General features: G+C 46.5%; 31 protein-coding genes. 2 read left to right on the top strand and 29 right to left on the bottom strand.

Annotated elements, in window-relative coordinates:
- Positions 1-179: 179 nt before the first annotated feature.
- Positions 180-896 (bottom strand): RNA polymerase sporulation sigma factor SigK, encoded by a 717-nt coding sequence (gene sigK, locus BQ4305_RS06040; protein ID WP_110926957.1) that lies wholly within the window; start codon positions 894-896, stop codon positions 180-182.
- A gap of 235 nt (positions 897-1,131) precedes the next feature.
- Between sigK and BQ4305_RS06045 the strand changes: the two genes are divergently transcribed.
- Positions 1,132-1,356: a sporulation protein YjcZ gene (locus tag BQ4305_RS06045; RefSeq protein ID WP_110926958.1), complete on the top strand. Its 225-nt coding sequence runs from the start codon at positions 1,132-1,134 to the stop codon at positions 1,354-1,356.
- Between the two features lie 339 nt (positions 1,357-1,695).
- On the opposite strand, the gene BQ4305_RS06050 is transcribed toward BQ4305_RS06045, so the two are convergent.
- The 7 genes from BQ4305_RS06050 to BQ4305_RS06080 all read right to left on the bottom strand — a co-directional run bounded on the left by BQ4305_RS06050 (position 1,696) and on the right by BQ4305_RS06080 (position 6,483).
- Positions 1,696-1,836, bottom strand: a complete 141-nt coding sequence (locus BQ4305_RS06050; protein WP_110926959.1) for a YrzI family small protein — start codon at positions 1,834-1,836, stop codon at positions 1,696-1,698.
- A 90-nt stretch (positions 1,837-1,926) separates the two neighbouring features.
- Complete coding sequence (locus BQ4305_RS06055; protein WP_110926960.1) at positions 1,927-2,067, bottom strand: YrzI family small protein; 141 nt, start codon at positions 2,065-2,067, stop codon at positions 1,927-1,929.
- Positions 2,068-2,644: 577 nt separating this feature from the next.
- Complete coding sequence (locus BQ4305_RS06060) at positions 2,645-2,893, bottom strand: YrhC family protein (protein WP_110926961.1); 249 nt, start codon at positions 2,891-2,893, stop codon at positions 2,645-2,647.
- Between the two features lie 88 nt (positions 2,894-2,981).
- A complete protein-coding gene (locus BQ4305_RS06065) occupies positions 2,982-4,115 on the bottom strand; it encodes a bifunctional cystathionine gamma-lyase/homocysteine desulfhydrase (protein ID WP_110926962.1) in 1,134 nt (377 codons plus the stop codon).
- Between the two features lie 3 nt (positions 4,116-4,118).
- Entirely contained in the window at positions 4,119-5,036 is a 918-nt protein-coding gene (locus BQ4305_RS06070) for a PLP-dependent cysteine synthase family protein (RefSeq protein WP_110926963.1), read from the bottom strand.
- A gap of 97 nt (positions 5,037-5,133) precedes the next feature.
- Positions 5,134-5,829, bottom strand: coding sequence for a 5'-methylthioadenosine/S-adenosylhomocysteine nucleosidase (gene mtnN / locus BQ4305_RS06075; RefSeq protein WP_110926964.1), 696 nt, complete (start codon positions 5,827-5,829; stop codon positions 5,134-5,136).
- A 15-nt stretch (positions 5,830-5,844) separates the two neighbouring features.
- Positions 5,845-6,483 carry a class I SAM-dependent methyltransferase gene (locus BQ4305_RS06080; RefSeq protein ID WP_110926965.1) on the bottom strand — a complete coding sequence of 213 codons (639 nt, stop codon included), beginning with the start codon at positions 6,481-6,483 and terminating at the stop codon, positions 5,845-5,847.
- Between the two features lie 182 nt (positions 6,484-6,665).
- Here BQ4305_RS06080 and BQ4305_RS06085 point away from each other — a divergent pair, with 182 nt between their 5' ends.
- On the top strand, positions 6,666-6,872 hold the full coding sequence (locus BQ4305_RS06085) for a DUF2536 family protein (protein WP_110926966.1): 207 nt from the start codon (positions 6,666-6,668) through the stop codon (positions 6,870-6,872).
- Positions 6,873-7,174: 302 nt separating this feature from the next.
- Here the strand turns inward: BQ4305_RS06085 and BQ4305_RS06090 are convergent, their stop codons facing one another.
- The 21 genes from BQ4305_RS06090 to mnmA all read right to left on the bottom strand — a co-directional run bounded on the left by BQ4305_RS06090 (position 7,175) and on the right by mnmA (position 26,987).
- Entirely contained in the window at positions 7,175-7,630 is a 456-nt protein-coding gene (locus BQ4305_RS06090) for a DUF3278 domain-containing protein (RefSeq protein ID WP_110926967.1), read from the bottom strand.
- Positions 7,627-7,827 (bottom strand): helix-turn-helix transcriptional regulator, encoded by a 201-nt coding sequence (locus tag BQ4305_RS06095; RefSeq protein ID WP_110926968.1) that lies wholly within the window; start codon positions 7,825-7,827, stop codon positions 7,627-7,629. Before BQ4305_RS06095 ends, BQ4305_RS06090 begins: the two co-directional genes overlap by 4 nt.
- Before the next feature lie 144 nt (positions 7,828-7,971).
- Positions 7,972-8,655 carry a YrrS family protein gene (locus tag BQ4305_RS06100; protein ID WP_199880589.1) on the bottom strand — a complete coding sequence of 228 codons (684 nt, stop codon included), beginning with the start codon at positions 8,653-8,655 and terminating at the stop codon, positions 7,972-7,974.
- Between the two features lie 75 nt (positions 8,656-8,730).
- Positions 8,731-10,476, bottom strand: coding sequence for a penicillin-binding transpeptidase domain-containing protein (locus tag BQ4305_RS06105; protein ID WP_110926970.1), 1,746 nt, complete (start codon positions 10,474-10,476; stop codon positions 8,731-8,733).
- 150 nt (positions 10,477-10,626) lie between these two features.
- Positions 10,627-11,103, bottom strand: coding sequence for a transcription elongation factor GreA (greA, locus tag BQ4305_RS06110; RefSeq protein WP_110926971.1), 477 nt, complete (start codon positions 11,101-11,103; stop codon positions 10,627-10,629).
- Positions 11,104-11,351: 248 nt separating this feature from the next.
- Positions 11,352-11,993 carry a uridine kinase gene (gene udk, locus BQ4305_RS06115; RefSeq protein ID WP_110926972.1) on the bottom strand — a complete coding sequence of 214 codons (642 nt, stop codon included), beginning with the start codon at positions 11,991-11,993 and terminating at the stop codon, positions 11,352-11,354.
- 4 nt (positions 11,994-11,997) lie between these two features.
- Positions 11,998-13,269: a peptidase U32 family protein gene (locus tag BQ4305_RS06120; protein WP_110926973.1), complete on the bottom strand. Its 1,272-nt coding sequence runs from the start codon at positions 13,267-13,269 to the stop codon at positions 11,998-12,000.
- Positions 13,270-13,320: 51 nt separating this feature from the next.
- On the bottom strand, positions 13,321-14,250 hold the full coding sequence (locus tag BQ4305_RS06125) for a peptidase U32 family protein (protein WP_110926974.1): 930 nt from the start codon (positions 14,248-14,250) through the stop codon (positions 13,321-13,323).
- Entirely contained in the window at positions 14,247-14,903 is a 657-nt protein-coding gene (locus BQ4305_RS06130; protein WP_110926975.1) for an O-methyltransferase, read from the bottom strand. The genes BQ4305_RS06125 and BQ4305_RS06130 overlap by 4 nt, the downstream gene beginning before the upstream one ends.
- Positions 14,904-15,084: 181 nt before the next feature.
- Entirely contained in the window at positions 15,085-16,218 is a 1,134-nt protein-coding gene (gene mltG, locus BQ4305_RS06135) for an endolytic transglycosylase MltG (RefSeq protein ID WP_199880590.1), read from the bottom strand.
- Between the two features lie 229 nt (positions 16,219-16,447).
- The gene (locus BQ4305_RS06140; RefSeq protein WP_110926977.1) at positions 16,448-16,729 is read right to left on the bottom strand and encodes a DUF1292 domain-containing protein; all 282 of its coding nucleotides are present in this window, start codon (positions 16,727-16,729) and stop codon (positions 16,448-16,450) included.
- 12 nt (positions 16,730-16,741) lie between these two features.
- The gene (gene ruvX / locus BQ4305_RS06145; RefSeq protein ID WP_199880591.1) at positions 16,742-17,164 is read right to left on the bottom strand and encodes a Holliday junction resolvase RuvX; all 423 of its coding nucleotides are present in this window, start codon (positions 17,162-17,164) and stop codon (positions 16,742-16,744) included.
- Complete coding sequence (locus tag BQ4305_RS06150; protein WP_110926978.1) at positions 17,164-17,433, bottom strand: IreB family regulatory phosphoprotein; 270 nt, start codon at positions 17,431-17,433, stop codon at positions 17,164-17,166. Before BQ4305_RS06150 ends, ruvX begins: the two co-directional genes overlap by 1 nt.
- Before the next feature lie 66 nt (positions 17,434-17,499).
- A complete protein-coding gene (gene alaS, locus BQ4305_RS06155) occupies positions 17,500-20,136 on the bottom strand; it encodes an alanine--tRNA ligase (protein WP_110926979.1) in 2,637 nt (878 codons plus the stop codon).
- A gap of 308 nt (positions 20,137-20,444) precedes the next feature.
- The gene (locus tag BQ4305_RS06160) at positions 20,445-21,521 is read right to left on the bottom strand and encodes an AI-2E family transporter (RefSeq protein ID WP_110926980.1); all 1,077 of its coding nucleotides are present in this window, start codon (positions 21,519-21,521) and stop codon (positions 20,445-20,447) included.
- 85 nt (positions 21,522-21,606) lie between these two features.
- Positions 21,607-21,795: a hypothetical protein gene (locus BQ4305_RS06165; protein ID WP_110927348.1), complete on the bottom strand. Its 189-nt coding sequence runs from the start codon at positions 21,793-21,795 to the stop codon at positions 21,607-21,609.
- On the bottom strand, positions 21,792-21,914 hold the full coding sequence (locus BQ4305_RS21990; protein WP_267888091.1) for a hypothetical protein: 123 nt from the start codon (positions 21,912-21,914) through the stop codon (positions 21,792-21,794). The genes BQ4305_RS06165 and BQ4305_RS21990 overlap by 4 nt, the downstream gene beginning before the upstream one ends.
- A complete protein-coding gene (locus tag BQ4305_RS06170) occupies positions 21,907-22,539 on the bottom strand; it encodes a DUF6944 family repetitive protein (protein ID WP_234396887.1) in 633 nt (210 codons plus the stop codon). The genes BQ4305_RS21990 and BQ4305_RS06170 overlap by 8 nt, the downstream gene beginning before the upstream one ends.
- 128 nt (positions 22,540-22,667) lie before the next feature.
- On the bottom strand, positions 22,668-25,076 hold the full coding sequence (recD2, locus tag BQ4305_RS06175) for an SF1B family DNA helicase RecD2 (protein WP_110926981.1): 2,409 nt from the start codon (positions 25,074-25,076) through the stop codon (positions 22,668-22,670).
- A gap of 36 nt (positions 25,077-25,112) precedes the next feature.
- On the bottom strand, positions 25,113-25,781 hold the full coding sequence (locus BQ4305_RS06180; protein WP_110926982.1) for a tetratricopeptide repeat protein: 669 nt from the start codon (positions 25,779-25,781) through the stop codon (positions 25,113-25,115).
- Positions 25,782-25,871: 90 nt separating this feature from the next.
- A complete protein-coding gene (gene mnmA / locus BQ4305_RS06185; RefSeq protein WP_110926983.1) occupies positions 25,872-26,987 on the bottom strand; it encodes a tRNA 2-thiouridine(34) synthase MnmA in 1,116 nt (371 codons plus the stop codon).

Here is a 26,987-nt window from a genome sequence, read left to right on the forward strand (position 1 = left end):
TTAGCGGTTTGGCCCTTCTTGTAATTCTGCTGCAGAACAAGGCGGTTTACATTTCTTTTAGGCCGTGGCTGGTTCCTTTCTAGCTGCCAATCAAAGAGGAAATTTAAGGGAACAGCTAAAAGTCCCCTGCTCACAATGAATGTAAGCGGAGGACTTTTAGCTGCAAACGATGATTCTTTTTACTTTCCCTTTTGTTTTTCCTTTTCTGCCCGGTAAAATTCATGAAACATTTTCATAAGCGCTCTTTTTTCAATCCGCGAGACATAGCTCCTGGAAATGCCAAGCTCCTTCGCAATTTCCCGCTGGGTTTTTTCTTTTTTTAAATCAAGGCCGAACCGCCCTACAATGACTTCTTTTTCCCGTTCATCCAGGATATCGATATATTTCTTTACCTTTTCCAATTCCATATTCAGCTGAATCGTATCAACAACATCCTCACTTTCCGATTTAAGCACATCAATGAGGGAAATCTCGTTCCCTTCCTTATCCTGGCCAATCGGATCATGCAGCGAAACATCCTTCTTTGTCTTCTTTGTGGCCCGTAAATGCATTAAGATTTCATTTTCGATACAGCGCGCCGCATAGGTTGCCAGCTTCGTGCCCTTGCCGTCTGAATAGCTTTCGATGGCTTTGATCAGCCCGATCGTTCCGATCGAGATTAAATCCTCTGTATCCTCGCCTGTATTTTCAAATTTTTTCACAATATGAGCCACCAGCCTGAGGTTGTGCTCAATCAGAATGTTTCTCGCGTCCCCGTCCCCTTCACTCATGAGTTTCAAGTATCTTTTCTCATCCTGCGCTGACAAAGGCTGGGGAAAGGCGTTGTTCTTGACATAGGAGACGAACAGATAGACCTCTTTCATAAGCAAGCCAATTACTGTGAAAATTCCCGGCATGTTGACCCCTCCGCTTCATATGGACATTCGCCTATGTTAATACCTATGCACAGCAAGGCCAGTCCGTGCCTGTACGGGCAAAACTATTAATCCAGCCAAAAGAATGAGAGAAGGCGAACCCTTGCCATTCCTCGAAAAAGGGGCAAAACGGAAGCCGAATATGGGCGTTCAACCATACGGACTACCCTTTCAGAACATATACTGAGAGGAGTCTGGTAATAAAGGAGGTTATCAAATGAGTTTAGGATTTGGACCATATGGATATGGGTATGGCGCCGGCGGAGGAGCCTATCCAGGACCCAACCCATATTACGGCGGAGGCGGCGGTGCCTGGATCGCGCTGGTCATTGTCCTCTTTGTCCTGCTGTTAATCTTCGGATTTTGGTGGTTTGCAGGTTTCGGCGGAGGCTTCTGTGGAGGAGGACCTGGTTATTACGGCCCCGGTTTCAAAGATTGCTAACGAAAAAACTCGGCTTCCGGGCCGAGTTTTTTGTTTAATCCGCTTCAATGAATACTTCAGCAGCTATGAGCGTTCCGATAAACGCAGTGACCATAAGCACCGCTACCATCCCAAACATTGAACCACTCCTTGGCGAGATGTCTTCCTTATACCAAAGCGTAACACGGATCCTTTATTCGAAGCTTCTTGAAGTATGAACATTTCATCACTAATCCATTACAAATCTGTGAACTGTCTGTGTTAGCCGGTATCCTTCTGATGTATGAGCCATACCGTAATCCTTTTTCCCATTTTCTCTTTCATCCACATATTCATTCCGCCTTTCTCTTCTTGATTTTCTTATAAAAATGGCCGGTTCATCATAGCCTTTGCCTGCAATTCCTCACGCAGACGCTTGATTTTTTCCTGATGCATATACTCTTCTGCCGTCATAGGGATTCGCTTAATACTGATTGTAAAAAATAACATATTCAACATCATGTCTTTATGGTCTCCTCTCCCATTTGATTAGACGCGGGCCATCACCTTTTTCCGCTGTTGCTTCATCTTTTTCCCCTCCTTCTCATCATTTTAAAAAAATCTGTGATTCTGGATGGCCTTGTCGAGATGCTCATCACGCAGGCGCTGGATCTCCTCCTGATGGAGACATTCTTCCGCGGTTAGCCGCTTTTTCTTAATCGTAATGGTTAAAAACAAGATATTCAGTGTCATATACTTCACCCCCTTTCAGGAAGATTTTTTATTTCATAGTACAGGCTGTCAATTTTCCCTTCCAAAAAAGGACACAAAAGGGCCGCAGAAAGGAATACCCCCCTGCGGCCGGCTTTTAGATATAAAAAGGCCGCTGGGAAGGACAATTCTTCCTGCGGCCTATGTATGTAAGAATAGAATAAACGAAGGCTTTATGCCTTAGTGATCATATTCATCAAAGGTACAGGTCGAATCGTATGTGATTTGAGAATCCATTTTGCCAGGAACAAGATACGTGCTTTGCTGGAGTACCAATTTAGACTTCATCATGTTACTTCGACCTCCTTTTCTGAATAGTTTAAAATATTATATGGTAAGTATATCCATTGACAAGCGGTTTGTAAACCGTTTTTCGCCTAAAAGGTGAAATTATTTCCAATTGCTTAATTTATGTTTGTGGGGGCAAATAAAAAGACAGCAGACAAACACCGAGCCGAAGCTCTGCGCTGTCTGCTGTCTGATCCGTCCTGACATACAGGAAGGAGGACAATCATTCTATAAGTTAACCATTTCCGGCGGAAACAGCTCTATTTATCATTTACTCTTCAAGTTCTGCCAAGATCTTTTTATATCTGGCCGACTGAAGGAAAAAGCCAATCGACATCGTCAGGAACAAAAGAGAGGCACTTAAATACCCGTATGTGCTGAATTCCGTCTTCCCCGCTTGAGGGATAATGGTGCCCAGATAGAAGAAGGCACCGACACATAACAGGATGATGGCGAAATTTTTGAAGTCTGCCATTTTCGCATATAAACCGGCAGATTTCTTTTCATCGCGATTTATCATACCCATTTCCACCTACTTTCAAACTGAAAAAATTACTCTTTCATTTTACCATATCATCGGAAATGTTCAGGAGGTAAATATTGGCACATTATTTCAAGGCATTTCCCAGATCTTCGATGAGATCCTCAACATCTTCCAGACCGACGGAAATCCTGACGAGTCCGTCCGTGATGCCAAGATTCCCTCTCCGCTCGGCCGGCAGAGAGGCATGGGTCATCAAAGCCGGAACAGAAATCAAGCTTTCCACAGCACCAAGACTTTCAGCGAGTGTGAAGTACTTCACCTTTTCCAAAATATTCGCCGCTTTTTCTGCACTGCCGGCATCAAAGGAAATCATCCCTCCGAAACCGCGGGCCTGTTTTTTGGCAATCTCGTGATTCGGATGGGTTTCAAGTCCTGGATAATAAACAGAAGCGACAGCAGGATGATCGCTCAGGAAGCGCACAATTTCCCGGGCATTCCGTTCATGTTCCTCCATACGGATCCCAAGCGTTTTCATTCCGCGCATTAAGAGCCAGGAATCCTGAGGCCCCAGCACGCCGCCTGTGGAGTTTTGAATGAAATGGAGGTCTTCAGCAAGCTGTGGATCCTTCACGACGGCGATCCCGGCCACTACATCACTGTGCCCGCCAAGATATTTGGTCGCGCTGTGCAGAACAAAATCAGCCCCTAGCGCAAGCGGGTTTTGCCAATAAGGTGTACCGAACGTGTTATCCACCACTGTAAGCAGTCCATGTTTCCGGGCGATACTGGCAGCCTCTTTAATATCGGTAATTTTCAGCAAGGGGTTCGTTGGGGTCTCTATGAATAGGGCTTTTGTGTCAGGCTGTATCGCCTGCTGCAGCTTAGCCAAATCACTCGTATCCACAAACGTCACGGTGAGACCAAAGCGATTCAGCACCTTGGTCATAAGGCGAAAAGATCCCCCATATACATCATCTGTCATCAGGATATGGTCTCCTTGTTTGAACAGCATCGCTACGGCTGTCATCGCCGCCATTCCTGAAGCGAAAGCAAAGCCTGCCGTACCGCCTTCAAGCTCTGCTGCCAGCTTTTCCAGAGCAAAACGGGTCGGGTTCCCTGTCCGGGAATATTCATAGCCGCGATGCTGTCCCGGCCGGTCCTGCTTATAGGTGCTGACCTGGTATATGGGGACGGAGACGGCCCCTGTCTGTTCATCGCCCGGAATGCCGCCATGGATTAATTGCGTTTTTTTCCTCATTTTTCATGCCTCCCGATAAATATTCTTGCTTAAGTACCGTTCACTGGAATCTGGAAAGATCACGGCAATGTTCCCCTGTTCAAGAGTCTGCGCTTCTTTCAAAGCAGCGGCAAAAGCGGCACCGGATGAACTGCCGACGAAAAGCCCTTCCTTTCGGGCCAGCTGTCTGACATAATCGAAGGCCTCATCATCTGAGATGGTATGGATCCTGTCAAAATAGCGTTCATCGATAAAAGACGGCAGAAATTCCATGCCAATCCCCTCTGTTTCATGAGATCCTGCCGGCCCGCCATTCAAAATGGATCCTTCCGGTTCGACAATTACCGTTTTGACCCCAGGATTCTTTTCTTTTAAAAATCTCGATGTTCCCATGAAGGTACCGCCTGTGCCGGCCCCTGCCACAAAAACGTCGATGTCCCCATTCAGCTGTTCCCAAAGCTCCGGTCCCAATGTTTTATAATAAGCGGCTGGGTTTGAATCATTGGCAAATTGCCGCGGACTGTAAGAACCGGATATTTCAGCAAGAAGCTCCTCCGTCTTTTCAATGGCTCCGCGCATTCCTTTTTCCGTCGGTGTATGGACAATCTCAGCGCCGAGCGCCCGCATTAATTCCTGTTTTTCGATACTGAACTTTTCCGGTACACAGACAATCACTTTCACATCCCGGCTGAGGGCGGCTAGCGCCAGACCGATGCCGGTATTTCCGGCAGTCGGTTCAATGAGGGTTCCTCCAGGCTTTAGCTTTCCAGTGCGAAAGGCTTCTTCCAAAAGCTCCATCCCCAGCCGGTCCTTTACACTGCCGCCTGGATTGAAATATTCAAGCTTTGCAAAAATCCGGATTTCTTTAGGGAGGGAAAATGAGGTTATTTCAAATAGCGGTGTGGAGCCAATTAAATCATGAATCCTTCGAACCTTTTTCACCGAACCCATCTCCTTTAATTCTTATAAGATTAGTCGGTTAAAAATGAAAAGGATGATCAGCAGGAAAGCCTGCTGATCAGAGAGACGTGTCAACGGTTCAGTTTACTTTCTCAAGCATCTTCAAGATAAGCTGAGCCGAATGCAGTGCAGCTGTTTCCAGGAACTGATCGAAGGAAAGATTGGATTCCTTTCCGGCAATGTCTGAAAGAGAACGAATAATGACAAATGGTGTGCCAAATTGGTGAGCCACCTGGGCAATGGCTGCCGCTTCCATTTCTACAGCGTACAGGTCATTGAATTTCCCTCTGACAAATTCCACGCGTTCCGGGTCGTTCATGAACGAATCGCCTGTCACGATCAGCCCTTCAGCAACTTGAATGCCTTCGATCTCTTTCGCTGCTTCCTTTGCTGCAGCAAACAGCTTCTCATCCGGAAGGAAAGCGGCCGGAAGCTGCGGCACCTGACCATATTCATATCCAAAGACCGTCACATCCACATCATGATGACGAACTTCTGTCGAGATGACAACATCTCCTACATTCAAGGATGGATTATATCCGCCGGCAGATCCTGTATTAATAACGGCATCCGGCTTGAATTTTTCAAGCAGCACCGCTGTCGACATCGCTGCATTAACTTTTCCGATTCCTGATTTAAGAAGAATAACATCCACGCCGTTCAGCTTTCCTGTATTAAATTCTGATCCTGCGATGACAGTCCTCTCAAGATTCTCCATTTTTTCCCGTAAAATCGTTACTTCTTCTTCCATTGCTCCGATGATGGCTACCTTCATTGCTAAAACCTCTTTCTATTTTTTTACGGCTTCCACTATCCAGACAAACCGATTGCAGCGCGTAAATTCAACCGTGAACTGATTTTGTTCAAATACGCCCTGCAAAAAAGGAATGGTTGTGTAAAATTCTCTCCCCAAATCCTCGGCCAGGTTGTGAAAGCCTGCTGTTTTTGCCTCTTCAATTGATCTCAAGCGATCATGCCTTGATTGATACATCGTATCAGCAAACACTATTTTACCATCAGTTCTCAGCAACTTTCCATACTTCTCGACCGCTTTCTCTTTTTCTTCATCCGTGAGATGGTGAAAAGCATACGTACTGACAACCGTATCCACCGTATCCGGTGCATCAAACTCTAGAAAATCGCCGTCTAAAAAGTCAGTTCTGCCTGCCAGCTTCCGGGCAGCGATTCTCCGCATGGACGGAGAAGGTTCGATCCCTGTCACTTGCAGCCCTCTCTCAAGAAGCTTTGCAGTCAGGTTCCCTGTCCCCGGACCGAATTCCAATACATGCCCCTCCGCCTTAGAAGCCACACTGTCCAGAATGGATTCATAATGCCGGAAAACTTCCGCGTATTCCTTATCATGTCCCCCTACAGCTGCATCATATGTTTCAGACCATTCTTCGAATAATTCAATAAATTCCCTTCCCACCCCGGTCACCCCTGTCTTAATTATATAATTCTTATGAGTATACTATGAATTAAAAGTGAAACGGTTCTGCATAGACGGCCTCTTCTATTCCCCCTTCATAAACTTCCCGCTCCCTATGGAAGCAAACAGCCGGGAGATGATAGAATAGGAGCATGAAACGAAGTTTACGGAGGCTAAGACAGATGGAATTTAAACTGGATTTGATAGAAGATAAAATTGAATTTTTCGAGGCAGACTCCATAAAGGCCTTAGAGCAAAAGGTTCAGGCCCAGGTGGAGATCAACAAAGCGATCATGCTTCAGGTCCATTCGATTGGGCATCAGATGCATGTCACTGATGAGGGGCAAAGGTTTTACAGCGCTGTCGTCCATTTTAAGCTAAGAGGATAGAGTGAGAGAGATGAAAGAAAAATCAATGGCTGACTCTACTTGCGTACTACATGATCTTCAGGAACTAATGGATCAATCGTCAGCATGGTACATCCTTTCGAAAAAAAGGGATTCTTTCGTTTAATGTGGATTAAAACAGAGGATGGCTGCTCAAGCGGGTAAAGCGACTTGGCCCTCCGGCGGAAAGCATCCACCCAGAGTGGAAATCAGCCTGTGCTATTTACATCATTCTACTTTAAAAGAAAAAAGAATACAGGCAAATTCAAAAATCTTCGAGTTTGCCTGCATTCTGAAACGTTTGGTTACAACAAGTCCTTATTTCTTTTATAGGATCGTTTCAATGATATAACATTCATCAAAAACAAAAACAAGCCACTACATGCTGCTAATCCTATTTTTTCAAGCCATTTCATTTGATTCTCCGGCATACCGCCAGTCCATACAGACATAATCATAAAGATCACCGTAAAACTGCCTGTTCTCGTTACGATATTTTTTATCTCTTTCTTAAAAGAAGATTCTGTTGCAACATCTGTATACTCTATACCAGACAGGATATACCTTCCCATTACATAAAAGAGAAAAATGATAATGGAAAGCAGCAGAACCGTTCCGGCACTTAACTTAAAAAATTCATTACAGACCGCCATCACCATCAGGAAGAGGAAAAGAAGGACCGCCCCTTCGGAGAAAAAATATAACATCCTTGTTTCCTTATATTCATCCTTTGGCATTATAAATGATATCCAAGACTTCACGATTCCTCGACCTCCCAAAATAATTCATCCAACGTTTTACTAAGTGTTTTTGCTATGGCCACACAAAGCTGCAGACTGGGGTTATATTCTCCTTTCTCAATAAGTCCAATGGTCTGTCTTGTTACTCCTGTTCTTCTGGCTAACTGTTCTTGTGTCATTGACAATTTCATCCGCGTTATTTTCACATTATTTTTCATATATCCACCTACCGCAATCTATACCTTTTATTATGTAATATATACCCGTCATATGCAATTTATATCTTACATTTATTCTGAAAAATAAAAAGCATCCAATTTCTCACACAGAGATTGGATGCTTTTGCTTCTTTCATTTGCTTATTATCTTTTATCGTTTTGCCTAAGTTCCTCGACCTTCACAGGTTTCCAGCCTTCCCCGTCTACCCATTCAATGTACACGCGGTACGTCTGCGGATTATCACCGTCAGAAACGGTTCCGATAGCTGTCGTAGGGGAGCCGCCATTCTGCAGCCACCAGATTCGCATAGTGCCGGCATTGATTCCGGCTCCGTAGGCAATGGCCTTGCTCATTTCATTCCAGTCTGTTGACCCTTTATCAAAGCTTGTGGTGTGCTGGCCGGTCTGCTCTGTCCCAACCGGCTGCCAGGCAGGATCGGAATAAGTGGCTTTCACATTGCTGTCGCCGCTTCCTTCGATTTCCACCAGTGAATCACTTTTTTCGGTTGTTTCTTCGTCTTCATCCGCTTTTTCTTCATTGTCTGTTTCGTCCGGAGCCTCAGCCTTTTCTTCGTCAGCTTCCGATTTATCTTCTTTTGGGTCTTCCCCTTTTCCTACTTCCTTCTGAGTTTCAGACTTAGGGTTGTCCGTATTGGTCTGCTCTTGTTTGGTTTCTTCATTTGAAGCCTTTTCTGAACCCGAGTCCTTATTGGTCAGGATGATGCTTAAGGCGACAATCACGATTAAAACAGACACAACGGAAATGGCAATATTATAAACTTTATTTACTTTTCTCTCTTTATCTCTGCGGTCAAATCTTGTCCCCACCGGTAAATCCTCCTCTACCATTTGTTAACTGCCCTATTTTAACATGTTTCCCGAGAAGTTAGTATCCTACTTCTTTCATCTTTGTCTATCGTGAGTATACAACTCTTTTACAATTTCTGCAAAAATAGGTGTCACTCCTCCTGCTTCCTCTTTCGTTTCCAGGGAAACCACGACAAGCGCATACTTCGGCTTCTTATAAGGAAAATAGCCTGCAAACCATTTATTCAGCTCTTTTTTCTCTAAATCAGTCTGGGCTGTGCCGGATTTTCCGGCCACTTCATAGGGCAGCCCAGAAAGAGAGACTCCTGTACCTTTCGGGCTTTGGACAACGGACCTCAAGAGCTTCTGCAGCTTCATGGCTCCAAATGAGGAAATGGAATCCCCTTCGAGCTGCTTCTCCGGAAAATCAAAGACGGTTGCTCCATTATTGAACTCAACCCGGGAGACAGCCTTTACGCTCTGCTTTTCCCCTCCTCTGGCAATGGTGGCCATCATATTGGCCACAGCGAGCGGGGTAACTTGTACATCCTGCTGTCCAATAGCGGTTTTCGCAATCATTCGCTTGTCCTTCTTCAGATTTTCCTTCAGCCAGACCACGCCTTTCTGTTCACGGTACAGCTGGGTGACATTTGCGTGATACACATCTCCCGACCAGCCATTTTGGCCTATAAGTCCCAGCTTTTCCGCATACTGCTGCAAAAAGTCCGGTTCCTTCTCCGAAAGCTCCTGAGATAATTCGCCAAAAGCTCTGTTGCAGCTTTGAGCAAAACTCTGTTCAAAATCAAGGAAGCCCAGGCTCCGCTGCTGATCGGTTTTCCCGTCAATCGTCAAGTCGCAGTTAAACCGCCTGCTGATCGGCGCCGCATCGTTCTCGATGGCGGCAGCAGCGGTGACGACCTTGAAAATCGAACCAGGCGTTTTTTGAGCAGTCATCATGTTGATTGTCCCGTCTCCATGAGGATTTTTCGAATCAAGGGCCGGTCTGGATACCATGGCGGCAATTTCATTTTTTTCGATATCAATCAGGACAAGTCCGCCTTTTTTAATGTTATGCTGATCCACGGCTTTCTCTGCGATTTCCTGGATTTCTTTATCAATCGTCGTCATAATCTTGACCGGATAAAGGGGGTTGGCCGGCTCGACATACTTGACGTCAACGCCAAACATAGGCCCGCCGCTTGCATCCACGTGATAGACCAGTTTCGATTCGCCGTTAGACATCAAAAACTCGTCAAAGGTCCGCTGAAGACCTGTATCGCCAACCTTCGTTTCCGGAGACAGATTCAGATCAGGATATCTCTGCTGCTTAACCGGATCTGATTTCGTCGTCGTTCCGATTAGCTGGGCGGCAGGGATCTGATCATTGGCCAATTTTTGATTAACGGCGAAAACACCTGGTATTTTCAATGAATTGATCGCCTCAGACTGGCTCTTTGTCAATGTCACCGGATTTTTTTTGCCGCCGACAACAAAAGGATCCTTGCTCTTTTCGACTTCTTCCTCCAGCTGCTGCTGATCGACACCGGCAATGTCAGCCACCTTGTCGCTTGGCCAGTCCATTTTCTTTAAAAAAGGGAAAAGAACGAGAGTCGGGATTTCCTCATGGGCCAGCGCCATGCCATTGCGGTCATAAAACTTGCCGCGCCCATCATCAATCTCGAGTACCTGGGACCGTTGAGTGACACTTGCCTCAATCAGATTGACTTTGTGCTTGGAAAACGATTCAGTGGAAACCAGCTGGATTTGAACAAGCCTGCCAATCAAAAGGAACAAAAGCAGAAACAATCCGGCTCCTAACAGTTTCAGCCTTTTTTTCATCATACAAACACCTCGTTTGTACCAGTGTTGACGCGGTGTCCGATTTTAAAACGAAAAGCTGAATATTTCTCTCATACCCCCCCTGCAGCCGTGCACAAAAAAAGGCATGCAGCCATTCGTTAAAATGACTGCATGCCTTCCTTGTAAACCGTTTTAGCTGATGGATGTAATCCGTACGCTCATGTCTCCGCCCGGAGTCTGAACAGTAACCTCTTCTCCCACTCGTTTGCCAAGCAGGCTTTTCGCGATTGGGGAATCGTTTGAAATTTTACCTTCAAATGGATCCGCCTCAGCACTGCCGACAATTGTATAGGATTCTTCATCACCGTCAGGAAGCTCAACGAAAGTAACGGTTTTTCCCAGTGACACCATATCTGTAGCCAAATCGCTCTCTTCAATGATCTTCGCATTGCGGATCATATTTTCCAGCGTTGTAATCCGTCCTTCAACGAAAGCCTGCTCATCTTTGGCTGAATCGTATTCAGAGTTCTCGGAAAGGTCGCCGAAGCTGCGTGCGATTTTGATCCTTTCCACTACCTCTTTACGTTTTACGGTTTTTAATTGTTCCAATTCCTGTTCAAGCTTTTCTTTACCTTCTTTTGTCATCGGAAACACTTTTTCAATTGCCAAACCCTTTCACTCCTTCAAGTTCGTCACGGCCCGTTCAGGCCATGATTCATTTATGTAGCAACCAGACTCTCATGTACGGCACTACCCGAAATATATATGAATCGACTGCTTTGTCTTAAAAGCAGCCGATTCTTGCTTTTCCCACTTAGAGTAGTGCGTTTTCTTCAGTTTGTCTAGTATTTCCTTCCTATTGTCCGATTTTTTACGGAATAGGTAAAAGGAAGCTTACCATTATTTATGTTATGTTATTACAAAAAAGACTTTTCTTCAAGAATTGTTTGAATTTTTGTCACCATCAAGTCGATGGCCACATGATTCTGGCCGCCTTCCGGAATGATAATATCGGCATAGCGCTTCGTCGGTTCGATGAACTGATTGTGCATCGGACGGACGACGCTGATATACTGATCGATCACGGAATCAATAGAACGGCCGCGTTCTTTAATATCACGGCTCATGCGGCGGATAATTCTTAAGTCTGCATCTGTATCAACATACAGCTTAATATCCATCAGATCGCGGAGGCGCTCGTCTTCAAGGACCAGAATCCCTTCAAGAATAATAACATTCTGCGGATCTACATGGATGACTTCCTCAGATCTTGTATGAATTGTATAATCATAGACCGGCTTTTCAACAGGCTCATAATTCAGCAGTTTGTTAAGATGCTCGATCAGCAGGTCATTATCAAAAGCCAGGGGATGATCATAATTCGTCATCAGCCGTTCCTCATAGGGAAGATGGCTCTGGTCTTTATAATAGGAATCCTGTTCAAGCATCAAGATTGAATGTCCTTTAAAGCTTTCAAAAATGGCGCGGGTCACACTTGTCTTACCTGATCCGGAGCCGCCAGTAACCCCTATCACGACCGGTTTTTTTCGATTGCCCATTATGTTAATTCTCCTTCCGCATCATATTATTCACATACACAGGCTTATCTACTTTAATGCGGACGATTTCAAGCGGATGGCGGGCTGTGTCCATCTCATTTCCTTTTTCATCCAAGATGACGCTGATTTTCTGTGTGAAATTTTCTATTTCAGGACCGAAGAATTCCACTTCGTCTCCTATTTTGAAGAAATTCCGCTGCTGCAGGGTCGCCATGCCGGTTTCTTCATCATAATCAAGAACAAGTCCGGCAAAGTCATAGCGAGTCTTTACGCTATGATTCCCAAACATTTGCTGTTTATACCCAGGAATTTCCCCCTCCATGAAGGCAGAAGCTGTTTCACGGTTGGCACATTTGTCCAGTTCCTCCAGCCACTCCTGCTTAATTTGGAAGTTCTCAGGATCTGCACAGTAAGCATCGATGACTTTCCGGTAGACAGAAACCACTGTAGCAATATAGTGGATGGACTTCATGCGTCCTTCCACCTTCAGGCTGTCCACTCCGATTTCAATCATGCGCGGCAGGGATTCCAGCAGCTTCAGGTCTTTCGGGCTCATGGCGAATGGGGCGTCCTCATTTGAAAATAAAGCCTTCTCCCCGCCATCGTTTAATTCAAACAAACCATAATCCCAGCGGCAGGACTGACAGCAGCCTCCCCGGTTTGAATCACGGGCTGTCATATGATTGGACAGTGTGCAGCGGCCGGAATAGGCAATACACATCGCTCCATGAATGAAGGATTCAATCTCGATATCTACCTTTTCCTTCATTTCACGGATTTCTTCGGCACTCGTTTCACGCGCAAGCACCACCCGCTCCAAGCCTTCTTCCTTCCAGAATTGAACGGCCTTCCAGTTAGCAAGCGATTGCTGGGTGCTCAGATGAACCTCGATCTCCGGTGCAATCCGGCGGCATGTTTCAATGATCAGCGGGTCTGCCACGATGATGCCGTGAATGCCTGTTTCTTTCAAGCCCATCATATATTCTTCAAGCCCGTCGATATTTTCATTATGCGCATAGATATTCGTTGTCACATATACCTTTGCCCCATACTTCTTTGCAAAATCGACGCCTTCCTTCATTTCCTCGAAGGTGAAGTTGCCTGCATTGGAACGAAGGCCATACTCCTGCCCTCCGATAAATACAGCATCTGCTCCGTAATGAACGGCAATTTTTAATTTTTCGAGATTGCCTGCAGGCGCCAGCAATTCCGGTTTCTTCACAATCACTCGTTTTCCATCCACTATCGTGGAAATCTTATCAGCAATAGCGTTCAAAGCTATTCCTCCTCATTGCTTTTTTCCATCTTCATTGAATGAATGTACGGCTTAATACACGGTTTCTTTAAAGAAGAATCCTGTATCCAGCTTCCGATGAGCCGGCTGAAGCGCTTCTGCCTGTTCAAGGAGCTCATCCTTCTGTTCTTCATAAAGGTCCGGCGCTTCTGTACAAAGGTCAATCGCCTTACGGTACAGCTTGGTCACTTCCACCCTGTATGCCGGTTCCTGCAGAATTCCGTCAATCTTAAATGAATCAATGCCAGCTTCGACCATATCCTGAAGCTCATCAATGATGCACATGTCATTCGGACTCATAATATGGGTTCCATTGGCATCTTCATAGATTGGGTATTTATTTTCCCGTTCATCATCATGCAGGAATAATTTCCGGTCAGCACCCCGGCTCTCTACTTCAAGGGCCTTGCCCTGGTATTCAAAATAATTGCCGAGAAGCGTCCGTTTGGACTGGAACATGCACGTCATTCCATGAACCTGAACCTCGATTTCCACTTCGGCTTTTTCTTTCATCTCAATGAGAGCATCCATGCTTAATTCACGGGCAGCAACAGCTCTTACAGCACCGCGGCGGCCCCAATAGTTGCATGTATACCAGTTGGTTGCCGTTGTTTCAGGATTCCAGTGAAGCGGCATATCCGGCGCTGATTCTCTCACAGCCATCAATACTGCCGGATCGCCGAATAGAATCCGGTCAGCACCCGCTTCTTTCAAGAATAGGATATACTCATTCAGCTCATCGACTGCTTCATTATGGAACAGGGCATTCATTGATACATATACCTTTTTTCCCGCTTCATGGGCAATCTCAATCGCCTTCCTGACATCTTCCCTCGAAAATTCGCCCGGGAGCCTTAAGGCATACCGCTGCTCGCCGATAACGAAGGCATCCGCACCGGCTTCAAGCAACTGCTTCATTTCAGCTATGCTTCCCGGAGTTACGAGCAATTCCGGTTTTTTCATTCTTTTTCACCTCTATGTTTGCTTATCGCCACACCGTCGCCGATTGGCACAATCACTGTATCATAATGTGGATGATGGGCAAGCCATTCATTGAAATTTTTAATTTTCTTCACTAATCCGCGGATTCTCCGTGTATCAATTTCGTCCAACTCACCCGCTACTAAACCCTTAAATAATACATTATCAGTGACAATTACGCCACCTTCGCGCAAAAACGCCTCATAATGTTCAAAAAAGCGCTGATACTGGCCTTTCGCCGCATCAATAAAAATCATATCAAAGGGACCAAAAGCGCCGGCCTCTTCTACATTATCGAGAGCATCTCCTTCTATGAGCCTGATTCTCTCTGCCACTCCTGCCTTAGCAAAATTAGCTTTGGCTTCTATAATTCTCTCTTCATCTCTTTCAAGGGTCACAATCTGGGCATCAGGAACAGCACCCGCCATCCGGATCGCCGAATAGCCAATCGCCGTCCCCAGCTCTAAAATCGCCTTAGGCTGCCGAAGCCGAAGCAATTGCAGCAGGAATTCCATCCCTTCCGGCTCCATGATCGGCACATGTTCTTTTTTCGCATAGTCTTCCATTTCGTTAATGAAATCGGGCTTTGCCGGAACTAACGAACGAAGGTACTCTTCTATTTTCCCGTTCAACATTTCATTCCTCCAGTTATCAGAAAGACTGACATTTCCATCCGTTTTTTTCCGCACACAAGAAAACCCGGCATTTGCCGAGCTGCACGTTTCCTGGTGCCTAAAAAATTCACTTTTGTTATTTTACCATAAAAATAAAGGGAAAGTGAATATCCTTTCCCTTCATGAAGACGCCGGGCGCCTGTTATTTATTGGATATATGCTCCGCTTTTTTGGCGTTATGCTCGTCCAAGGTCTTGGAATAGAGAACTTCTCCTTCCGGTGTCGCCAGAAAATAATAGAAATCTGTCTTTTCCGGTTTCAATACAGCCTCAATGGAGGACATTCCTGCATTCGCAATCGGCCCCGGAGTTAATCCTTTGTGCTTATATGTGTTATAAGGAGAATCCACTTCCAAATCTTTATAGACCGTTTTGCTCTTATGCTTGCCTAAAGAGTACAGCACAGTCGGATCTGTCTGCAGCGGCATTCCTTTGTCCATCCGGTTATAGAATACAGAGGCGATTTTCCCTCTGTCTACCTTGCCGGTGGCTTCTTCTTCGACTAAAGAAGCGAATGTAAGGAGCTGATGGACGCTATAGTCCTTCTTCTGCATGTCGTCTTCCACACTCTTTACAGTCTCCTCCGTCTTCTTCAGCATCTCAACGACAATTTGCTCTGTTGACGGTTCTTCCTCGTAGAAATCATAGGTGGCCGGGAAAAGATAGCCTTCAAGCGGGTAACGGACATTTTTATTGTAAATATCATCCGTTAAAAGGTCTGGAAAGCGCTCCTGCATGCTTTTCACAAATTTTTTATCATTCATTTCAGCCAGTACCTTTTTCGGCTCCTTGTCTGTTTTCTCGGCAATGATATCCGCTATTTGTACAAGCTGCTTGCCCTCCGGTATGGTAATCCTCACCTCAGGTTCCATGATCAGCTTCCCTGTTTTAATACTCTTAATAATTTCATCCATGGTCATGGACGGGGACAGCTTATAGTCTCCAGCCATGAATCCTGTTTCATTATGCAGCTTGACATAATACTTAAATACTTTTGCATTTTTGACGATTCCTTCTTGTTCCAGGAGTGTCGAAATACTGCTGATCGAAGAACCGATCGGAATCTGCACCGTCTTAATGGTCGTATCGTCCTCATCAACTGGCTTTAATGCCGAATGAATATATAAATAGCCGGCGAGCACGGCAATGACTGCAACTGCAGCCAGAACAGCGATCGTCCTTAACATAATTTTTCTGACAAGCTTAGCCTCCCCTTGCTGTTCTAGCAATTTTTCTCGTATGTACTCTTTTTTCGACTTGTTTTCTTTATCATCCATGGTCATTCCCCCTGAACCTGTTCCCGGCAAACTTAGCAGCCTTGTAAGAAGACCCTCGCTCCGAACATTATAAACATTTTTTCTGCAAGTTTCTACCTTGCACTACTACTATTTATGGCAAAAGAGGTCAGTTTTTGTCAATAGCCTGCGGGAATATTTAACATTCCCGCTCTGCCTGAACAGGCAAAAAGCCGGCCCGCGAGAGCGAACCGGCTTTACTCCAAACCACTTATTCTGCGTCTTCCTCATCAAGGAATGTGTTCAGCATTTCCTCTACAAGATCCCATTCTTCCTCTGTTTCAATAGGAGAAAGTTCGCCGTCTTCATTATTTTCGCTTGGAACGAAAGAAGAAGCGTGGATTTCGATTTCCTCATCTTCGTTTTCAGAAATCGGGTAGTATAAAACATACGATTTGTTGAATTTATCTGAATCGAACGTGAAAAGCACTTCGCAAAGCTGCTCGTTGCCGTTTTCGTCCACTACTGTAATATTATTTTCACCATGTTCCATTATTCTTTCACCTCATAAATTAGATTGTCTGTCCAAAAAGCCCTGCAGAATCATAACGGCTGCCATTTTATCAATGACCGTCTTGCGCTTGCTTCTGCTGACATCCGCCTCGAGAAGAACCCGTTCGGCTGCCATTGTAGTAAGCCGCTCATCCCATAAGAAGACAGGCAGCTTAAACTTTTTTTCGAGATATTTTGCAAAATCCTGGCTCGCTTCCCCTCTCGGCCCGACGGTTCCGTTCATATTCTTCGGAAACCCGAGCACGATCTTGGAAACTTCATGTTCTTTAATAATTTCGCCAAGACGTTTCATGCCAAAATCTTTTTGTGCTTCATTGATTTTAATTGTTTCAAGTCCCTGGGCCGTCCACCCCATAGCGTCACTGACCGCAACACCAAGGGTTTTCGAGCCAAGGTCTAATCCCATTGTCCGCATTATTTATCCTCTCGGCTGTTCTTCAAATACGATTTGACCAGTTCTTCAATAATTTCATCCCGTTCAAGCTTCCGGATAATGTTCCTTGCATCCTTGTGGCGCGGAATATAAGCAGGGTCACCGGACAGCAAATAGCCAACGATCTGGTTAATCGGATTATACCCTTTTTCTTGAAGAGCGGAATATACCTGGAACAGTACATCCTGGACATCTCTTTCGAATGGTTCTTCCGAGAAATTAAATTTCATCGTTTTGTCAAAGGAACTCATACTCTTGCACCTCTCCTCAAAGATCCGATTTACACTTATCTTCTATTGTACAACACTTTTTGCCAATTATGAAATGGATTGGACATATTCTTCAACGAATTGAAGGGCTTCTTCTAATTTAGCCGGGTCTTTTCCGCCTGCCTGAGCCATATCCGGACGGCCGCCTCCGCCGCCTCCGCAGCGTGTTGCCACTTCTTTGATCAGTTTGCCCGCATGGAATCCGCGGTCAATATAATCTTTTGTAACACCGGCAATTAAGTTCACCTTGCCATCTTGAGGAGCTCCAAGGACAATAATCGCAGAATCAAGCTTTTGTTTCAAATCATCCGCCATCGCACGGAGATTATTCATATCGGATGCCTGAACCTTCGCCGCCAATACTTGGACTCCGTTGATTTCCTTCACTTGGGAAACAAGGCTTCCTGCTTCAATATTGCTCAGTTTCGCAGCAAGGCTTTCATTTACGCGATGCAGTTCTTTCGTCTCAGCCAGAACCGCATCCACACGTGATGGAACGTCCTTGATATTGGTCTTAAGCTTGGCTGCCGCTTCTTTTAATAAGCCGATTTGGTCTGCCATCAGCTTGTAAGCTCCTGCTCCGGTAACGGCTTCAATACGGCGGGTTCCTGCGCCAATTCCGCTTTCAGAGACAATCTTGAACAGGCCGATCACGGCTGTATTCGGTACATGCACACCGCCGCAAAGCTCGATGCTGTAGTCGCCGATTTGGACAACACGGACAATCTTGCCGTATTTCTCGCCAAACAGCGCCATAGCGCCCATCGCTTTCGCTTCATCAATTCCTTTATAATCAATGTCCACTTGTAAGCTTTTCCAAATCTTTTCATTTACAATCATTTCGATTTTCTCAAGCTCTTCCGGTGTAATCTGTCCGAAATGAGAGAAGTCAAAACGCAGGCGTTCAGCTTCAACCAATGAACCCGCCTGGTTAACATGAGTGCCGAGCACGTCCTTCAGTGCTTGATGCAGCAGGTGTGTCGCCGTATGGTTCTTCGTGATTTCACTCCGGTTTTCGAAGGCTACAGCGGCTTTAACCTTTTCTTCCGCTGTCAGTGTGCCTGCTGTAACAGTGACGCGGTGAAGATTCTGACCGTTTGGCGCTTTTTGAACATCCAGGACAGCAAGCGTGACGTTTTCGCTGGAAATGACGCCTGTATCTGCAATCTGTCCGCCACTTTCTGCATAGAATGGAGTTCTGTCGAGAATAATCTGGACTTCTTCGCCTTCTCCTGCCTCTTGGATCAGCTCTCCATCCTTCACAATGGCAACAACCTGGGCATCCGCTTCAAGCGTATCGTAGCCGATAAATTCACTGGCCGTTTTAATGTCGCCTAAAACGCCGCCCTGGATCTGCATGGAATCGACATCCTGACGGGCAGAACGGGCACGCTCGCGCTGCGCTTCCATTTCTTTCTCAAATCCCTCGTGGTCAACTTTCATTCCTTCTTCTTCCGCATATTCCTCAGTCAGCTCGATTGGGAATCCGTACGTGTCATATAGACGGAAGGCATCAGCACCCGGAATTTCACCCGCACCTGCTGCTTTTTGCTTTTTGATCACTTCAGATAAAATCGCCAGTCCGTCATGAAGCGTCTCATGGAAACGTTCCTCTTCATTTTTCACCACTTTAGCGATGAAGTCTTTTTTCTCAAGAACACTTGGATAGAAGTCCTTCATGATTTCTCCGACAACCGGAACCAATTCATTCATAAATGGCTTATTGATGCCGATTTGCTTCGCATAGCGTACCGCACGGCGCAGCAGGCGGCGAAGTACATAGCCGCGGCCTTCATTAGAAGGAAGCGCCCCATCACCCACAGCAAAGGTCACAGTCCGGATATGGTCGGCGATGACCTTGAAGGAAACATCCGTCTCTGAACTGTCGCCATATTTCACATCTGTATACTGCTCAACAGCATGAATGATCGGCATGAACAGGTCTGTGTCAAAGTTCGTCTTCACGTTTTGGACAACAGAGGCCATCCGCTCAAGCCCCATGCCTGTATCAATGTTTTTCTTCGGAAGCGGTGTATAAGAACCGTCTGGATTATGGTTAAATTGAGAGAAAACAAGATTCCAGACTTCTAAATGGCGTTCATTTTCGCCGCCGGGGTACAATTCCGGATCATTTGGGTCATCTCCGTATTCCGGGCCACGGTCATAAAAGATTTCCGTATTCGGTCCGCTTGGGCCTTCGCCGATATCCCAGAAGTTTTCTTCCAGACGGATGATCCGTTCAGACGGAATGCCGATTTTTTTATGCCAAAGCTCGAACGCTTCCTCATCTTCCGGATGGATCGTCACGGCAAGCTTCTCTGGGTCGAAACCAATCCACTTTTCATCGGTAAGGAACTCCCACGCCCATGTGATCGCTTCTTCTTTAAAATAGTCGCCGATGGAAAAGTTTCCAAGCATTTCAAAGAATGTATGGTGACGCGCCGTTTTCCCGACGTTCTCAATATCGTTTGTCCGGATCGCCTTCTGCGCATTCGTGATTCTTGGGTTCTCCGGAATCACCCTTCCGTCAAAATACTTTTTCAATGTCGCAACTCCTGAATTGATCCAAAGCAAGGACGGATCCTCATGGGGAACCAAAGAAGCGCTCGGCTCGATTGCATGACCTTTTTCTTTAAAGAAATCCAAATACATCTGGCGGATTTGGGCACCCGTTAAATATTTCATTTCGTATTCCTCCTTGAAAAATATGTAAAAGTAAAAATAAGCACAAAAAAAACTCCTATCCCAAAACAGGGACGAGAGTTTGCTCGCGGTACCACCCTGATTATGGACAGCACTCTGCCTGTCCATCACCTCATGTCAGCCTTAACGCGGCCTAAAACGGCAGGGATTAACCTGCACTCCGGACTAGCTTTCTGCTGCTCTTCGCCTGAAATCCTTTTCAGCCTGGAGGATTTCTCTCTAAAAACGGGCTTCAGCATACTCGGTCCATCTACGAATTAGCTTATGTATGGATTATATTCACAAGCTTTTTATTTGTCAACAGCAGGCTCCCTTTTCCGGAAATGGACGAGCGCATGAACGACGGTCACTTTCAGGATCGCCAGCACCGGAATTGCGACAATCATTCCAAGGACTCCTCCCACTTCTCCGCCTGCAAGAAGGGCAAGCATGATGAAAAGCGGGTGCATATGAAGGCTTTTCCCGACAATAAGCGGCGAAAGGATATTACCCTCCAAAAACTGAAGTACCAAGATGATAATGGCCACAATGATGACCATCTTCAGACTCATCGTCGCGGCAATCACAACCGCTGGCACGGCTCCAATGATCGGGCCGAAATAAGGAATAATATTCGTGATGCCGACAATCAGTCCCAGCAAGAGGGAATAGGGCAGACCAAATATCCAAAACAGCAGCGAGGAAATAATGCCAATGGCGGAGCAAACGATTAACTGACCGCGAATATAGCCGCCAAGCGAGGCATCCACATCCTTTAAAAACCCTTCTCCCTGACTTCTCCACTTTCGCGGGACGGCAGACCAGGCCAGCTTTTTCAGATGGGCAAAATCCTTCAATATGTAAAAAGCCATGAACGGGATCAAAGCTGCCAAAAGGATAAAATCAAACACCCTCATTGAATAGCCGATTACCTTCTCCGTCATCCCGGCAATCCGTTCTTCAAACATTCCGATTCCGCGTTCCAGCCGCTCATGAATCCCAAACGGCCATCTTGACGTATGGTGGTCTAACGACTTCATCCATTCCTTATAACGTTCGGCCAAATCGGGCAGACTTTTGGCCAGTTCATTTCCTTGAGCCATGATCGCCGGAATCCCTTTATAAAGGCCGAAACCTGCCGCTCCGAAAAAAAGTAAATAAATCAAGGCAATCGATAGCCCCCGGTTCCAGCCCCGATGATGAAGGAATTCCACAACCGGATGAAGCAGGTAGCTAATGAAAGCCGCAATCAAAAAAGGGCCAAGCACCGTCGCCGCCACTGCCAGGATCGGCAGCCAAATCGGTTTAAGCTTCCAGAAGATAAGCAGGACAAAAAATAACAGCAGCAAGAAACCAAGCCGGTAAAACCATTTCAATCGAATATCCACGTCCGTCGCCTCCCCGCTTAGTTTGCTTAGAAACGGACGTTTCATTCATAGCGCTTTCGTCAAAAGGATCAGGCTCTGCTATCCTTTATACACTGAAGCGGCGGTCATTCTCATCAAAAAGATCATCCAGCGAACTCAGGCTGCCGTCTTCTTCCACCTGATGTGTATTGATCAGCCCTTCAGCAACGCTCATTTCGATAAAACAGTTCCAGCAATAGTATTGATTGACTCCTATTTTGCCGACATCCTTACTTTTACAATTCGGACATTTCATTTCCATAATAAATAGGCACCTCTTTCGCTCTTTGGCTGAAAACGGAGTCCCGTTTCCATTTTCAACCAGTGTGCCCCATTTTCTGTTCCGGCATACGTAAAAGATATCTTATCATCCATCGCCGGCCAGCTCCTCCCTCACCTGGCCGATGGCGCTGAAGACGGATCCGACTGCCTGAATCCAGCTCCCGACAGAAAGAAGCGTCCCGTCCAGACGGGATTCATCTTGCTCTGTCGCTTCTGCAATCGCCTGAATCAAATTGCCGATGGCCTGCAGGATGTTCCCGATCACATGATAGCCCTTTCCGGGTACTAACGGATCTTTAAGTTCTCCGGATAATGTAACAGAGTTTCCGAGCGCCTGAAGCAAGTTCCCCTGGATTACCAGGCGTCTCCCCTTTTCATCATCTCTTACTAAAAGGCCGGCAATGACCGTTGAATTACCGAAAGACTGGATCGCACTGCCGGCTTTTTTTTCAAAATGTTTCTCCCCGTCCGCCTCCAGAGCGGCCCCGACTGCCTGGAGAACATTCCCCACCAGATCCAGTGCATCTTCCTCTTCTTCACTGAACTTTCCCGGTGTGGTGCTGATAGCAGAAATAATGGTCCCGGCTGCCTGGATCCAAGCTCCGAAGATTTCTTTTATATCTTCTTTAGTTGACTGTGTCTCTGATCTGTAGAAACCAATTGAATCATCAGCTGTCCGAAGTCCTGTTCCATGGAAACCCTTTGAGACGTCATCCATCCTTCCCACCCGTCTTCCCTTTCTCTCTTAAAATCTTATTCACGAGAAAAAAATAGGTTCAGACAGCCGAAAAACACAAAAGCACCCCGTAAAGAGCAGATTTACATCCATCTTTACGGGGCTTCGTTTTACATAAAATCATATGGGGTTACATGTTCCATCCCGATCATTGGGTCAGCAGCCATCAGCCGTTCATAGTAATCGGCCGGCTCCTCTTCCTTCTTATCCGACAGAGCAGCAGGATCCGGTGAACCGGCGACTTCGATTCCCTGCAATTTCTCTTTCAACGTTGTCCTCCGCTGCATCTCATCATTCCGTTCGATCCCCATTCGGAAAGCTTCTTCCTCACCGCAAAGAATGAGAAACTCCCGGCTTCGGGTAATCGCAGTATACAGCAGATTACGGCGCAGCATCCGATAATAGCTGCGGACGACCGGCAGGATGACAATCGGAAATTCGCTTCCCTGCGATTTATGGATTGAACAGCAGTAAGCATGTGTAATCTGATTCAAATCCTGCTTTGAATAAGTGACTTCAATCCCTTCAAAGGAAATGACCAGCTTATCAACGTTGTCCGTGTTCTCCTTTGCGAATAGAATGGACACAATCTCGCCCATGTCACCGTTAAAAACGCCTTCCTCCGGCTGATTGACAAGCTGAAGCACTTTATCCCCTGTCCTGTAAATCACGTCACCGAATTTGATTTCCCGCCGCTTCCCGTCAGCATTGCTGTTGAAAACCTCCTGCAGCATTTTGTTCAGGGCATCAATGCCGGCTGGTCCCCGGTACATCGGAGCGAGAACTTGAATGTCCCTGGCCGTATAGCCTTTTGTTCTCGCGTTCTTGACCACCTTTTCAACCGCATCGGCAATTTGGCCTGTCTGGCATCTGATAAAAGACCTGTCAGCCTGCTGGCGTGCAATTCCTTCCGGAACCCGGCCCTTTTTAATCTCATGGGCCAGCTCGATAATCGAGGAGCCGGCCTCCTGCCTGTAGATTTGCTCAAGGCTTACAGTCGGCACACTTCCAGAAGCAAGAAGGTCCTTCAGTACCTGGCCGGGACCGACAGACGGAAGCTGGTCTTCATCCCCGACAAGAATCAGCTGGACATGTTCAGGCAATGCCTTAAACAGCTGATGGGCCAGCCACGTATCCACCATCGATACTTCATCGATAATGACAAGCCTTCCTTCGATCGGCGTGTCTTCATCATGGGAAAACCCTTCGCTTCCATTCCAGCCCAGCAGCCGGTGAATGGTGACAGCCGGCAGGCCTGTGGACTCTGCCATCCGTTTGGCCGCTCTTCCGGTAGGTGCAGCCAGAACAAATGGAAACGGTTCTTCTTTTTTATAGTCTTTCGGATCCATGGAAACGCCGTGCAGCTCGCTGTAAAGCTCAACGATTCCTTTAATGACCGTCGTTTTCCCGGTTCCCGGGCCTCCTGTCAGGATTAGCATCGGCGACTGAAGAGCCGTCTGGATCGCCTCTTTCTGCGCAGGTGCATAGCTGACACCGATCCTTTCTTCAAGCTCCCCGAGTGCCATCAGAAATTCAGACTCCGGAAATTGATCGGCATATTCATCCTGGGAGAGAACCCGCTGAATGTTCGTAACAATCCCTTTTTCAGAATAATAGAGGGACGGCGGATAAACCCGCTGCTCTTCCACGACAATCTTGCCTTCCTCTTCCAGCTTGAGTATTTCCGCCGAAATATCTGTAAACTCGATTTCATGATGCTGGCTGTCCTCTAAGAGGCGCTTGACCTCTTCCAGCAGCTGTTCCGCTTCGAGAAAAGAGTGCCCTTCCTGCAGGCACTTCGTTTCCAGCGTATAGAAGCAGGCTGCCTTAATCCGATCCGGGTGCGCGCCGGAAAGTCCCAGTTGCCGCCCCAGTTCATCCGCCCGGCCAAAGCCGATTCCTTCGACATCTTCAACCAATTGATATGGGTTTTTCTGAATGATGGAAACAGCCTCTTCCTTATACAGCTGATAGATTTTCATGGACAGCTGGGGACCGAATCCATACTGATTCAGCGTAATCATCACCTGCTCCAGCCCCTGATGTTCAACAAGGGTGTCATACAGGCTTTTCGCTTTTTCTCCCGACAGCTTCGGAATATCATCAAGCAGCGAAGGCTGGGCAAGGATTTTGGAGATCGCCTGTTCGCCAAGTTCGTCTACGATACTCTCAGCGGTTTTCTTGCCGATCCCTTTAAACAGCTCTCCTGACAGATAGCTGACAATGCCTTCCTTGCTCTGCGGCAGATCCTTGCGGAAATGATCTACATGGAACTGAAGCCCAAAGCGGGGATGCTCCTTCATTTTCCCGTAAAACATATAGGTCTCGTGTTCATGCATTCTCGGAAAATAGCCGGTTACGACCGCTTCCTTTTCATCATAATTCACATTGGTGTCATCCACGCGGATCCGCACCACCGAGTACATATTCGACTCATTGTGGAAAATCGTCACCAGATGGCGGCCTTTCATAAATGGCTTTTCTTCTGAAAACAAATCAAGGGAATCTTGTTTGTCCAAAACCTTCTCCCTCCTTTCCAACAGCCTTTCCGCCCCTTACTCTTCTTCTGCGAGCATTGCTTCCATCAAATTCTTTCCATTGGCGGCCAGCATGTGATCCGGCTGGGCAGCAAGCGCCTTTCCAAAATAAGCAAGAGCGGCAGGCACATCTTCCTTATATCCTGCATAAGCAACTCCCAGATTATAGTAAGCGTCCGCATGTTCCGGATCCTTCTCCACGACAAGATTCAGCTGCTCGATCAGCTCTTCATACACTTCTGCATTTGCCAGGCAGAGAGCATATTGGAATCTGGCATCCACATCGTCAGGATTCACCTCAACCGCCCGCTGCAAATACGGCATGGCAAGCTTCGCCTGGCCAAGAGCCATCAGCGTCATTCCAAGCATGAAATAAGCATCGCCGTTTTCGAGGCCTTGCTGGATTGCCTTTTCAAACATATCCTTCGCTTCCATCAGCTTGTCGGCTTCATAATATAAATTGCCGAGCGAATAATAGGCCGCGGCAGCCTTCTCATCTATTTCCAGCGCCTTTTGATAAAAACGCTCCGCCTTATCCGCCTCGCCGACCGCCATTAATACATTGCCAAAATTTATGTATGCGACAGGTTCATTCGGGTTCTTTTCAATTTCCTCCGTAAACACTTTCGCCGCTTCTTCATACTTGCCTTCTTGCATATATTGAATTCCCTGTTGATTTCGATCCATCATATCACGCTCCAAATTTTCTCATCCAAAATTATAACACAGTCCAGCATAAAAAATCCCCAACTGCCAAGCAAGCTGGGGATTCTCTTCTTAACCGACGTATGTCAGTTTATGGCCTTCTTTAAACACTTCATCAATGGTCCCGCCTCCAAGGCAGACTTCCCCATCATAGAAGACAACAGCCTGTCCAGGTGTAATCGCACGCACCGGTTCATCAAAAATGACTTCGACCTTGTCTTCTGACAGCACCTTCACTGTTACGCCGCTGTCCTTTTGACGGTAACGGAATTTCGCTGTGCAGGTGAATTCTTCTGCAGGAGCATGGTTGGAAACCCAGCTCATATTCACAGCATGCAGAGAGTTTGAGAACAGCACATCGTTATCAAAGCCCTGACAAACATACAGAATGTTTTTCTCCAAGTCTTTGCCGGCAACGAACCAGGGTTCGCCGCTTCCGCCGATGCCAAGACCGTGGCGCTGGCCGATCGTGTAATACATCAAGCCGTCATGGCGGCCCATTTTCCTGCCGTCCATCGTCATCATGTCTCCCGGCTGTGCAGGCAGATAACCGCTGAGGAAGGTTTTGAAATTACGTTCCCCGATGAAACAAATTCCGGTAGAATCCTTCTTCGCTGCCGTCGCAAGACCTGCTTCCCTGGCAATTTCCCGCACTTCCTTCTTATCAATATGCCCCAGCGGGAACATGACCTTTTCCAGCTGTTCCTGTGTCAGCTGGTTCAGGAAATACGTTTGGTCCTTATTTTCATCCACGCCGCGAAGCATTTTATAATCGCCGTCGCGGTATTCCACCTGTGCATAATGACCTGTTGCCAAATAATCGGCACCAAGGCTGACCGCATGCTCAAGGAATGCCTTGAACTTGATTTCTTTATTGCACATCACGTCAGGATTCGGGGTTCTTCCTGCTTTGTATTCATCCAGGAAGTAGGTGAACACCTTATCCCAATATTGCTTTTCAAAATTGACGGCATAATAAGGAATGCCAATCTGATTGCAGACTGCAATTACATCATTATAATCCTCAGTTGCCGTGCAGACGCCGTTTTCATCCGTATCGTCCCAGTTTTTCATGAAAATCCCAACTACATCATAGCCTTGATTTTTTAAAAGCAGGGCCGCAACCGATGAATCCACACCGCCTGACATGCCGACAACGACACGTGTATCCTTTGGCTCTTTCTTCAT

The sequence above is a fragment of the Bacillus massiliglaciei genome (assembly GCF_900098925.1).
Classification (GTDB): Bacteria; Bacillota; Bacilli; order Bacillales; family DSM-1321; genus Peribacillus; species Peribacillus massiliglaciei.